Origin of the sequence: Paenibacillus graminis, assembly GCF_000758705.1 — a bacterium.
GTDB lineage: Bacteria > Bacillota > Bacilli > Paenibacillales > Paenibacillaceae > Paenibacillus_AQ > Paenibacillus_AQ graminis.
This window is the reverse complement of sequence record NZ_CP009287.1, coordinates 2,987,813-3,000,643: the sequence shown is the minus strand read 5'-3', so window position 1 is coordinate 3,000,643 and position 12,831 is coordinate 2,987,813. Positions and strand designations below refer to the sequence as shown.

7 protein-coding genes are annotated in these 12,831 nt (G+C 54.0%); all 7 read right to left on the bottom strand.

Going from position 1 to position 12,831, the window contains the following annotated elements; all coding sequences use genetic code 11:
- Nucleotides 1-20: 20 nt before the first annotated feature.
- The 7 genes from PGRAT_RS12220 to PGRAT_RS12190 all read right to left on the bottom strand — a co-directional run bounded on the left by PGRAT_RS12220 (nt 21) and on the right by PGRAT_RS12190 (nt 12,443).
- The gene (locus PGRAT_RS12220) at nt 21-3,407 is read right to left on the bottom strand and encodes a X2-like carbohydrate binding domain-containing protein (protein ID WP_042266662.1); all 3,387 of its coding nucleotides are present in this window, start codon (nt 3,405-3,407) and stop codon (nt 21-23) included.
- A 338-nt stretch (nt 3,408-3,745) separates the two neighbouring features.
- Nucleotides 3,746-4,417, bottom strand: coding sequence for a YcnI family protein (locus PGRAT_RS12215; RefSeq protein ID WP_036705177.1), 672 nt, complete (start codon nt 4,415-4,417; stop codon nt 3,746-3,748).
- Between the two features lie 61 nt (nt 4,418-4,478).
- Nucleotides 4,479-5,144 carry a response regulator gene (locus tag PGRAT_RS12210; RefSeq protein ID WP_025705973.1) on the bottom strand — a complete coding sequence of 222 codons (666 nt, stop codon included), beginning with the start codon at nt 5,142-5,144 and terminating at the stop codon, nt 4,479-4,481.
- Nucleotides 5,141-5,938 carry a sensor histidine kinase gene (locus tag PGRAT_RS12205; protein ID WP_025705972.1) on the bottom strand — a complete coding sequence of 266 codons (798 nt, stop codon included), beginning with the start codon at nt 5,936-5,938 and terminating at the stop codon, nt 5,141-5,143. The genes PGRAT_RS12210 and PGRAT_RS12205 overlap by 4 nt, the downstream gene beginning before the upstream one ends.
- 324 nt (nt 5,939-6,262) lie before the next feature.
- Complete coding sequence (locus PGRAT_RS12200; protein WP_025705971.1) at nt 6,263-7,285, bottom strand: hypothetical protein; 1,023 nt, start codon at nt 7,283-7,285, stop codon at nt 6,263-6,265.
- Between the two features lie 34 nt (nt 7,286-7,319).
- Nucleotides 7,320-8,240 carry a cysteine synthase A gene (gene cysK / locus PGRAT_RS12195; protein WP_025705970.1) on the bottom strand — a complete coding sequence of 307 codons (921 nt, stop codon included), beginning with the start codon at nt 8,238-8,240 and terminating at the stop codon, nt 7,320-7,322.
- Nucleotides 8,241-8,567: 327 nt separating this feature from the next.
- On the bottom strand, nt 8,568-12,443 hold the full coding sequence (locus PGRAT_RS12190) for a galactose-binding domain-containing protein (protein WP_025705969.1): 3,876 nt from the start codon (nt 12,441-12,443) through the stop codon (nt 8,568-8,570).
- Nucleotides 12,444-12,831: the final 388 nt, after the last annotated feature.

Below are 12,831 nucleotides of genomic sequence, written 5' to 3'. Positions count from 1 at the left end.
TTTTGGTGCCACTTTGGACATTACGATGGCTCATTCCCCCACACCAGACTGCCGGAAATATAGGCTGGAGCTTTAATCCAGTCTGCATAATTGGTATCCGCTCCATTAAAGGAATAGTCCCCGGTCTGTGTGTAATTGCTCCAGTCTGATTTCGCCACCCGCACCTGGATATCGATGCTTGCGCCTGCTGCTAGGGAACCCGCCGGGCTGTTAAATCCAAGCTCTACATAATGATCGGCGCCGGCTTTTGCAGAAGGCATTTTGACAAAGCTGCCCGTCACATTTGCACTGCCGACCTGGGACCAGTCACAGAAGAAGTTCTGGGCCTGCTCTCCGTCGATGGTGTAATAGTATCTTAATTTCACACCGGACAGTGTAATCGCACTGGTGCCAGTATTCACTAGCTTGAATTTGGGGCTCATCGTATTGGCAGAAGCCGCTGTTCCGCTGTTATACATCTGTACCTTAAGCGCCCCTGCCGGTGCGGCAGTTGTATCCACGACAGCAACAGCCAGCGGTTGCGCAGCTCCGCCACTGAAGATGAAGCTCAGTGTAGCGGTACCCACCGGCTGAGCGGCCAGATATTCTTTCTTAATTGTTACGGTTGTGCCGCTGACCGTATAATCGGTTCCGGCTGTCAATACAGCAGTTCCGTTCTTAATCAAGCTCAGGGTATTGCCATTCAGCGTCAGCGTGACTGGAATATCGGCTTGACTGGCCGTTTTCTTGTCAAAACTGGCAGTGACCGGTGTAATGACTGAACTGGCCGTTCCTGTAGTGTCAACGACAGCTATGGTCAATGTCTTCGCCGCACCTGCGCTGAAATTGAAGCTGAGCCGGGTGGTACCGGTTGCCTGGGTGGCCAGATACTCTTTTTTGATCGTAACCTTGGTGCCGCTGACCGTATAATCTGCTCCTGCCGACAGAACAGCGGTACCGTTCTTAATCGAGTCCAGGGTAGTCCCATACAACGTGAGGGTCACAGCGATATCCGCCTGGTTAGCTGTCTTCTTGTCGAAGCTGGCGCTGGCTGGTGTAATCGAGGCGCCGGGTGCTGGCGGATTCACTGGATCGGCATAGAGCGTGCCTCGGCCGTTCGTACCGAGATAGACCCGGCCGTAAACTCTGGGGTCTCCCGTGATTGCCATGTTAATTTTGGCGTATTGGTGGGCATCGTCATTGATCCGCACCCACGATGCACCGGCATCATCCGAACGGAAGACACCTCTCACTCCATCCATCCTGGCTACCGTATAGAGTGCCATATAGTTCTGGCCCGGGGCAGCCATGCCAAAGCCGATCAGATCGGCTTCCTCCACGTTCGTCAGCTTCGTGAAGCTTGTGCCCGAATTGATCGAATGCCACAAACCGTACTTGTTTTCAACTGTATTGCCGCCGGCAAACCAGACGTCTCCTTCAATGCCCGGCATGGCTTTCATGCTGATCTGGGCTTGATTCGGCTGCAGCCCTCCAACGTTATTGGCCGGTAACCCTGCCGCCGCCGTAGCGGTGAAGGTAGCTCCGCCATCCGTACTGACATAGAAGATTCCTGCGTAGAACGCATAGAATTTGTTCGGGTTCACTCTGTCGGAGGCCACTTTGGCTCCGGCTGGGACGCCTGCGCTTACGGTCCAGGAGTTGCCCGTGGTTTTGGAATAATAGACTCCAAGATCCGAGGTGCTCCACAGGATGGAATTGCCGCTGGCAGATACCGCAACCTGGCCTTGTCCTGCTGTGGTCTTCGTGCCGCTAGAAGGCTCGCTGTTCGGCATGTACCAGTTGACGCCGCCGTCGTTGGAGATTCCAATCGACTTCATGCCCGGGTCCTTCTCCTTATCTGCTCCCCCTACGCGCACTACATAGGACGGATTCAATTCCGCAAAATCGATGCCCGTCGTCGTTGCCCACGAAGGACTGGTCTGGAACTTGACCGGCGCCTGGGTCAGATCTTCATACCGGAAGCCGGAAACGTCTCCAAGCGCCGTAATCAGATGGGCCGTTCCCGAGGGAGGGCTGATCAGCCCAAGCACAGCCGTTTCCTCCACGCCTTTGGCCATTACCGCAATATTAACTTTGCCTCCGGTATCCCAGGAGGTCAGATTGTTCGTTCCGTAGATCGTGGCCCCTGTACCGTACATCATCCGGTTTGAGTTGAACGGGTCAATCTCGAGATCGCCCATCATCCAACCCAGCTTCGGTGAGGGATCGAGTGAAGTAGAGTTGGTAACGCCATGGTTCAGCCAAGGCGCGGCGGTAATGTCCATAGCAAACTTGTAGCTCCGCTCCGGGTAGCTGCCCCAGTCCCAAATCCGGCTCCAGGTCGCTCCTCCATTCGTGCTGCGGAAGATCACCTCGTCCGGCCACCAGGCATTCAGGCTGGATACCATGACCGTATCGGGATGCTGGGCATCCACAGCCAATCCGCCGAAGCCGTACCAGTTATCCGTTCCGGCAGACGGGCTGATGTTGGTCCAGGCTCCGCTTGCTGTATTCAGCTTCCAGACTTCACCTTTGCTGCCGTCATACGGGCCGACACCATTGCTGTACGTAATGTATAGATCTCCTGTAGAAGACAGCACCCCGTGATGCGGCAGGTAGCCGGTGGGCTGTCCGGGAATCGCCGTCCACGTTGCTCCACCATCTGTACTGCGGTATACGCTGCTCGCCGTATCGGCAACACCGACATAGATCGTTTGCGTAGCGTTTCCCGGCGTGCCTGTATTTGGGTCAAAAGTAATCCACGATAATCCGACCAGATCATTGCCGTATTCAAGCGTCGGATTCTGGATATAGGTGCCGACATTCGGGAAAGAGCTTACTTTCGACCAGGTTACACCCGAGTCTGTGCTTTTCCACAACCCGTTACCGCTGCGCGCTCCAAAAAAGAGGATGCTGTTCTTATTAGGATCGATAACCAGACGTTCCCCTGCGGACCGCCCCGGCATGTTGCCTCCAACCTTGAACGGCAGCGGAGTGGACTGCCAGGTGTTTCCCCGGTCGCCGGAACGCATAATCTGCCCGTTGTCATCCCAGCTGTTGGTATAGGTGCCTGTAGCCATGTATACCTTGTCAGGGTCGACAGGATCAGTCGCAAGGGCATCCACACCGTTCTTGTTCCAGTCTACCCAGCCTACCGCATCGCTGATGGATACCCAGCTGCCTGTGGCCTGATTCCAGCGGTAAGCCCCGCCGATGTCGGTACGCGCATAGATTAAATCCGGTTCGCTCTGATTAAAAATAATGCCGGGCACAAACCCTCCGCCTGCTCCAGTGACGACACTTTTCCAGTTATAGGCTTCGCTTGCGGCTGCGCGGGTAATTGCTGGAAAGGCAGTGAATAACGAGCTTGTCATAGCGGCCAGCAGGACAACCAGTCCCAGTTTACGGATACGTTTTCGAGTCACCATTTACGCCTCCTAAGGTTTGATTTTTCCTATACAAGTCTATGGCTTCTTGCGCTTCTTGCGCTTCCCCCGCTACCTTGCCCTCCTCTCTGATCCCCGGCATGATTCCGCAAACAGCAGCATGTACAATTGGTAACGCTTACATTATAATTGGTAAATATTATGATTTGTTAGGGAAAACGGTTGATTTTACGTGAAAATGGTCGCCTGCTTCCGTACCATTTTCTACCTGTATATTACATTTTTAGCATAAAAAAAGACTCTTCTGAACACATTCAGAAAAGTCTCCTTTACTAACCTTGTTATTCTAAAAGTGAACCTTGTAGTAGAACTGGCCTGCTTTATGCCCGTTTTCGCAGCAACGCAATCGCCGCCAGCAGAAAAGACAGCAAGGAAATGCCGAGTGCAATGTAAATCATAGGGGATACGCCAGATGTTTTGTCATGTTCCTCCATGATCGCATTGTGCTCGTCCATACTCATGGAATCCTGGTCACCCGTGCTCATTGAACCATGATCGTCCATCGCCATGCCGGAATGACTGCCGCCGCCGGCTGCCGCCTGCACAATCTCCGTGATGGAATGCGGGGTTTCCGTTCCTTCCTCTCCGGACCACTGCACCAGGCTGCCGTCAGCATAATGCTGGTAGGCGTCCCAGGCGATATCACCCGTGGTGTCCGGGTTCTTGGCTGTGAAGTAAAAGCGCTGAAATTGCCCGGCCTGGATTCCTGCTCCGGTCGATACCCAGCTGATTTTGTTGCCGTCTATCTTCACATCCCAGCCAGGCACAGCCTCGTATTGCTTGAATTCAGCTCCTGCGGGTATGCGCAGATCGATCTGCACGGTGGCAGCGTCTTTTTCGGAAGGCACTTTTAGGGTATATGTCTCCCATGCGCCGGTGGTAGATTCGGCCGGTGCAACGGTCACATGCGCACTGGCTGCAGCGGCGAACAGCATCAAGGCTGCCGCAGACGGGGCGGCCAACACCGCTATTTTACGAAACAGTCTGTTCATATTAATATCCCCTTCTCCGAAATTTCATCGTTTGAAGCGCTGCCAATGAGCGCATGGATGTCTATTGTTTCTTGGGAAAATCCCGCTCCCGCGACGCAAGCCCCTGCTCCAGAGCATATCTGGTAAGCTGCGTGCGGTTCTGGAGCTGAAGCTTCTGGAGGATGTTTTTAAGATGGTTTTTGACGGTATGCTCCGAGATTCCGAGCGTTGCCGCGATCTCCTTATTGGTGGAACCGGAGGACACACATCCCAGTATTTCCTTCTCCCGTGCCGTTAATGCTTCCCGCTCTTCCTTGACAGAGGTGACGGCAAACTCCTTCAGGATCTGAAAAGCCAGCTCCCGGCTCAGCGGAACCTCCTCACTGACAATGGCCAGCAGGTATTCAATCCAGGTCGATGGAGCCAGGTTTTTCAGCAGATAGCCCTGTGCCCCCTGCTTCAGCGCCTCGAATAAATAAGAGATTTCGTCAGAAACGGTTACGATCACGATTTTGACATAGGGAAATTCCAATTTGATCCGGCGCGTAGTCTCCAGACCATCCATCTCCGGCATTTGAATGTCGATCAGGATCAGATCCGGCATCCAGAGTCCGGTCCGCTCGATGGCTTCGGCTCCGCTTCCCACTGCCCCGATAACCTCAAATCGTTCATCCATAGCCAAAATCTCGCACATCGCCTCACGGGCATGGGCATGATCGTCCACAACAAGCACCCGGCAGCTGCTCATACGGAAGCCCCCTTTTTGGCAATTTCTACGATGGTCCCGTACTCCCCGGATTTCAGCACAAGTGTCCAGCCCATCCCTTCCGCACGCTCCTTCATAATCTGCAGCCCGTAGCTGCCACTTACGGCAAAAGGGTCCTCATGCCCGATTCCGGCCCCGTCATCAGAAATGGTTACACGCCAGCCCTGCCCGTCTTCGTGGCCGGAAATCGCAACCCTGCCCGCCCGGGTATGCTTGCGGACATTAATCATGGCCTCACGGATACAGGAGAGCAGCTCGGCCTGTTCAGCAGGACTGAGGTTTACGTCCCGCAGGCTCCAATCCATGGCTGCCTCAACTGTGACCTCACGGGCAATCTGCTTCAACTGCTCCTGAACGGACTGTGCCAGCAGAGACGTCTGTGCAGCTTCAACCGGAACCTTCAGATTGGAAATAGCCTGACGGACATAGCGGTTGGTTTCATGCACGTTTTTTTTGAGCTGGCCGATCGTTTCTGCATCCATTTCTCCCCGCTGATGCTTCTGCTCCAGGCGGTCGATCCGTACAGACAACAAAAATAAAGATTGTGCGATCCCGTCATGAAGCTCTTTTGCCAGCGCTTCCCGCGCCTCCATGGCCGTCTTCAGCAAACGTTCCTGCTCCAGTTCCCTGGCATTCTTTTCCATAAGAGAGAACAGCGGCACCAGCAGCACTATGCTGAATAAGAATACAAGCACAGGGGTTAAGTAATTGCCCATATCCATGGAGAGATACGGCATCAGGAACTGATGGCGCACAATTTCCCAAATGCCGACCATAACGGTGGGCAGCAGCAGAATAAGCAGTTTAATTCTTGTATACGTTGCTGTCCCCTCCCAATCTTAAGCCTTACAATAGCATTCTCCCGCCAACCTGACATGACTCTTTCGGGCTATACGGAGAGCTTAAATGTTACAAAAATAAGTATTTAAAATTTATTGCGAGCTTTTTCGGTTCAACTTGCCCTCTGGCACAAAAACAGATGCGGCTCGCACCCCATCCGTTCACTTCTTATACATTTGCTTCTTATACCGGTTCTTCCGGTCAGTCCGCCGGCCCTTCTTCAAAAGGCTCCGAACCCCAATTTGGCCTGTCCTTGCGGCCTACAACGGTGAAGTGTACCGGCTGTATTCGATCCCCATTTCCTTGAACCCTGCGTTTTGCTGGAGGAGAACAAAAGAATTCACACCCTCCGCTCCCAGCCAATTCACGCCAAGCGCCACACCGTTTGCTGTCCTTGCCGCAAAAAGCAGCGAGAACATCCCGGGAGTCATTTCCCCGCCGTCATCAACACGCCAGACCGAATATTCATCGTCCCGGATCTTCGCCGGATAGTCCATGAAGCTGAGCTCCGGACCCTTCTGGAGTACCAGGCTGAACAGCATATTTGTGTTCTGTCTCACGAATTGAACAACATACAGGTGCCGGTCTTCCGGTGCTTCCGCCAGATCTGCGAGCTTCCAGATGGACTTAATATCGCGCTTTTTAAGCGCAAGGATTTGCTGCCGCACCGGATCATCTGCATCAAGCTGCTGTGAAAGGTCGGCTGGCGGCTTAACTGCAAGCAGCGATCCGCGGACCAGCTTTGCAGAATTGGCCAAGTAGTAGGTCTCATCAGATGCTGCCTTCCCGTCCTCCACAGTAAAAACATACCCGGACAGATTGGCGAAATTATTCGCCATATCCCTGCCGTTGCTGTCAGCACTGCCGGGCTGCCATTTCTCCAATGCCACACTAAGAACCTGGCCATTGTTGCCAACAGCTGTATTCAGCAATTTCATTTCTGCTAGCCTGCTGTCATCTTCCCATGCGGCAAGGAGATGCTTGCCTGAACTGTCGGCAAATCCAAAGCCGGACGACAGCTTCGCCGGATCGAGATAGGCTGCCGGTGCGGCGTTGGACGCCTCAGCAGATGGCTTACTGCCGGAAACATCCGGCGTCCCTCCACGGGTTACTGCCGGTTGAAGTGTTGCCTCAGGTGACACTGGCGTTACCTGTGGGGTCTGCCCGGCTGCGGCTGGCGATGCACCTGGTTGTCCGCCGTTTGCAGAGTCTTTCTCCCGTGTATTGCATCCGGCGGTAACCAGCAGAAGGACAATGAAAGCCATCCGGAACAGCTTCAGCATATAATTCCCTCCCAGACAGGAAGTCTAACTTTCATTAAAATATCCCCATGCTCAGGTAACGTTCACCTGTATCGGGGGCGATGCACAGCACCCGCTTGCCGCTACCCAGCCGCCGCGCTTCCTGAAGCGCCGTCCAGACCGCCGCTCCGCCGGAAGGTCCGATCAGGATTCCCTCCGTACTGGCCAGTGTTCTGACCATCTCCAGCGCGTCCTCATCGGAGACCTGGACAATTTCATCATAGATACCTGTATTCAATATGGCCGGCACAAAACCCGGGCTGGTCCCGACCAGCTTATGCGGTCCGGGCTGGCCGCCGGAGAGCACCGGTGAGCCTTGCGGCTCCACCACAACAATACGGATCTCCGGCAGCTGCTGGCGAAGTGCTTCTCCGGTACCTGTTATGGTCCCCCCAGTCCCCGAGGCTGCTACGAATACATCCAGCCTGCCATCCATTTGCGCCAGGATTTCCGGTGCTGTTGTAATCCGGTGAATATCGGGATTGGCTTGGTTCTCGAACTGCTGCGGAATGAAGCTGTCCGCAATCTCACTTCCCAGCTCCAGCGCCTTGGCGATTGCTCCCGGCATCCGCTCTGCTGCCGGAGTCAGCACTACCTCTGCTCCGTATGCTTTTAGAATATTGATCCGTTCCTTCGTCATATTGTCAGGCATCACCAGAATGGCTCTATAGCCTTTGGCCGCCGCATTCATCGCCAGCCCGATGCCCGTATTGCCGCTCGTCGGCTCGATAATGGTTCCGCCAGGCTTCAAGACTCCGGCAAGCTCTGCCTGGAGTATCAAATGATATGCCGCCCGGTCCTTGACGCTGCCGCTGGGGTTGAACATTTCCAGCTTCACATACAGTTCCGCATCCTGCGGTCCGGTTAACCGGTTCAAGCGAACCACCGGCGTATTGCCGATCAGTTCCGTAATATTGCTGACTACAAGAGATGACATGGAATGAGCCTCCTCATTTCTTCTGCTGTCTATCCCCCCATTGTAGCGCTGCCGGGCAGCTCTTGTCGATCATCTGGAACAGAGCGTAGAAGGAACAGTATTTTTATGCTCCAGATAATGTGAGAAATATATACGTATTACGGCGTACATCTGATTTGTACTGCAAGCTCGACTGAGTCACATTCAAAGGTACTTGCATAGCTGCCCAAGCAAACAGCAAAAACAACCGCCTCTTCAAGGAAGAGACGGTTTCGCTTCAAACCGGTAATTATTCATCGGAGCTGACAAGTCACTCCGCCGGTTCAGTCCTTATTAGCTAACAGGGGACTACGGATTAACGGTGATCGTAAAGGTGGATGTAGTATTTTTTACCGGTGTGACTGTGTTCGTGATCTTCAGATTGTTGAAGACTACCGAACCTACTGCCGGACCTTGGCCGGGCTCTGCCGATTCGTTGGCCCAGATGCCGACACCCGATTTGGCGTCAAAAGCATCACCGCTCTTTCGCGCGCCGGAAATGGTTATATTCGTGAAGATCGTATCTGCTACAGGGAACTGCGGCGAAGAAGCGAAATAATTGGTCTGGAACATGATGCCATGATAAGTCGGATCTGTAATGTCCACATCGCTGACCCGGATGCCTTGGAATATTTTTGAAGCCGAGAACACCCATATGGCCGGGAAGGTCTGTCCGTTCCAGAAATGTCCGCCTGCCCGGACAAGCGAGATGTTCTGGAGGTTCGTTGCCGGCGAAGCGCCGAATCCATTCATCGGATACCCAAAGTCCAGCGAACTGATCGTAATCCCGGAATAACAAAGCGTGTCGGCAATGTAAATATTGCGGAAGGTGTTGCCATAGCCGCCATAGACTGCAACCCCGGCTGCGCGCCAGGTCAGGATCGAGGTCAGATTCTCATACACGTTGTCCTTCATATCCGAACCGCCGGAATCAATCGCCGAAAACAGTGCAAAGCTGTCATCCCCCGTAGCCCGCGCTTCATTGTTGGAGACCAGATTGTTCGTGCTGCCGTTGGTCATGTTGATGCCATCGGCGAAGGTGTTGCGGATACGCGAGTTTTTGATCACCATGTAGTCGGTGTTGGCGCCCCAGTACATGCATACCTGATGTTCGGTCCAGATGTTGTCGATGGTGATGTTCGCAACATTTGAGAAGTCGAATACCTTACCGGGACCGTCGATCCGCGAGGTATAGTTGCCGAAATACGCAAAGTTGGCAAATGTAGACCCATTCGCCGAAGCTTCAGCCCGGAAGCCCACATCCGTGTTCTCCTGGCTGGTTGGAGCCACAAACCGGGTATACCAGGGTCCGGCCCCGATGATCTTCACAGCTTTGCCGTACACCTGGAATTTGCTTGAGGTCTGGTAGGTTCCGGCAGGCAAATATACACCTGCAAGTGTGCCGGTAGTGTCCATGCGGACCTTATCCAGCGCATTCTGCACATCTTGATGGGTGAAGCCGGCAGGAACAGCATACTTGGCCGGGTCCGGGTTGGCGATTGGGGACACCTGCTCCAGGCTGATGAAGTCAATCGCATATTGCGAGGTGTTCGCCGCATCCTTTTGCAGCCGGATCGTGCTTCCGGCCTTAATGGTGCTGTCGAACATCAAATTGGCTTCATCATAGATATGGCGCGGCGGGCCGGAGCTGGGTGAATTGTCCGGACTGGCCTCTGGCCCATACAGCCAGGCGTATTTAGAGGTCAAGCTGATGGCTTTGGTGAACACTCCATCCACATACACGTTCAGTGTGGCATTGGTGCCATCGCCGCTGGCCGAATCGGGAATGGAAAAACGGGCAACAAGCGTGTTCGTATTCGCCTTAGTGGTGAATTCCACATAGCTGCCGGTTGAATTCAGCGTAACCGCTCTTCTGCCCGAGGCTTCACCGGCCAGATCACCGATATTGCGGTTCGGCGCAAGCTTGACGGCTCCGCCGCCAACCACTCCGTCCTCTGCCTCATACATGTCGTAGGGCATATTGGCCCCGCGGCCGATATACAGCGGCTGGGTTTGGATGTTGTTGGCCCGTTTTACCGCAAGCTCATTGGCATCCGCGGCGATTTCACTCCTCACTGTATATTTGCCGTTCGCTGCAGTCCAGGTGCCCAGGGTAACCGGAGCCGTTGTGGCACCGCTGGCTATGCTGCCGTTGTAGGAGCCGGTCAGCGTTTTGACCACCGTATTGGTGGCGGCATCCGTCACAGTCAGCGTAAGATTATGTGCTCCGCCTGCTGATGCTGCGGTTCCCTGGTTTTTGACCGCTATCGAGAAGGTTACGGTATTGCCGCCGGCCGGGTTGCCCGGCGTCCAGCTTACCGGAGAAGCGATCAGATCCGAGCTGGATACCGGGTTTACCGTAAGCGGCGAAGGATTCGTATAGCTGTTGTTCCCCTCATTCAGCTCAATGACCCCGTTGCTCTCATCGACCTTGGCGCTAAGTGCATATGCGGCCGCATCCTTGGCCCCGATGTTAAGGGACACATTGCTTGAGGCTCCTGCGGACAACACGCCGACAGGCACTGTTCCCACCAGGATTGTGCCCAGGTAGAAGCTGACATTCGTCGCGGCGGAGACGGCAGTTCCAGTATTTTTGACAGCGGCGGTTAATGTAACGGCATCCGTCTCCACCGGAGCAGACGGCGACCACGACATCGATGTTACCGTCAAATCCGGATTGGCCGCCGGTGTGCCAATAATCTGGAATTCAGCTACCTGTCCGGCGCCTGAACCGGAATTGGCGGTGATTTTCAGCTGAAGCTCACTCAGGGTGGCAGTGACCGGAATGGTCACGGTGTTGCCGCTGGCCGGATTAAAGGTATACACTGCTGCCGGAACCAGACTTGTGAATGCTGAGGTGGCCTGATTATGTCCAAGCACCTCAATCGTTTGGGTGCGGGTGGACCAGATAGATGCCGGGTTCAGCTTCACGACAACGGCGGTCACGCTGGCATTGGCGCCAAGATTGACGCTGAGCGTATTAGGATAACTCCCGCCCGCGCCTTCCCAGTATGTGGTGACATCGCCGTCATTGGCATTCGTTGGCACGAATGTGTAGATGGAGGACGATGCGTTGATGCTATTGCCAATCGCCAGGTTAGACCCCGGACCAGTGCTTGGAGCAACTGTCGGTGTTGCCGTTGGCACTACAGTAGGTGTTGCTGTCGGTGTTGCCGTTGGCACTCCAGTAGGTGTTGCTGCCGGTGTCGCCGTTGGCGTTGCTGTTGGCGCTGCAGTAGGAGCCGTTGTAGGTGTTGGCGTGACTCCCGGAGCAAGGAGCAGATTATCCAGATTTACGTTGCCGGAATCGGTAGAATCATATTTGTAAGCAATCGTATTGGTGCCGGATAGTAAGCTGAGTGCTTCCACTTGGGTTGACCAGGTATCCCAGTTGGCCAGATTGGCGAGCGGGGTCTGCTTGACCTTCGTGCCGTTGACGTAGACACTTAGTGTTCTGGTGCTGCCCGAGGCATTGGCGTATCTCAGCGCGGCATCGTAGCTGCCTGCTGAAGAGGCGGTAACCGTAAAGGTTGTGGATGCTCCCTGTGTGAGATACCCGTCAACAAAAGCCGAACCGGAATAGCCGCTGTGGTCCGTGTTGATTTTGGCTCCGCCGGATAAAGAGGCTGCTTCTGCTTCATAAGTTCCGTTTGGGGATGCTGGCGTACCGTAAACCTCGAGCTCAGACACCTGCGCGGCAGGCCAGCCTGTATTCGCTGTGAAATTCAATTTGATGTACCGGGCGGTGACAGCCGTGAAATGGATGGTTACCGTATTGGAACCGCTGGAGGGATTAAATGTGTAGGCGGCTGAAGCCGCAAGATCACTGTAAGAGGAGTCGTTCGTACTGCCCTGAACCGAAAGCGTTTGGGTTCTTGCCTCCCAGGATGCCGGAAGCTTCAGCACCACTTGATTGACGCTGCTGTTTGCCCCGAGATCCACTTTGAGCCACCCCGGAAAAGCATTGCTGGCGCTCTCCCAATACGTCGCTTGATTGCCATCTCCGGCATTGGACGCAGCATATACATCTCCAACGGAGCTTGCTGTCATCGTCTTGCCTGCCGCCAGATTTCCCGCCGCCGAACTGACCGCCGGAAACAGCGCCAGCTGGCCTAAGAACAGAACAGCAGTCAGGCAGTACACGAGCAGGCTTTTTCTGGCAGATGCTTTATTACCTGTTAACATGGACACCCACCTCCCATAATTGTTTATTCCGTAAAAGTATGCGCTTTCATATTTTTCTGTTTTGCTGCGTTTACCTCTTTAATTTTCATGCCCCCTCCCCTACGATTTATAGTCTGCTAACCAGCCAGCTGCCCATTATCCCGGTCCATAAAATGCAAAAAAGAACGATCCCCCTTGCGAAACCTGCAGAACAACAAACCGCAATCGCAAGATGCCTGGACCGAACCCGGATGCTTTCCTATGAACAAACTAACTAATTATGGTAATAATATAAGTTATCGCTAGATTTTGATCGAGGACCAATTCTATGAATAGTATGTGCATTGTTACGATTTTCGATTTCTTTCGCAGCACTTTTGCCTGGAGCAGCGGCAGAAGCCTCAGCAAG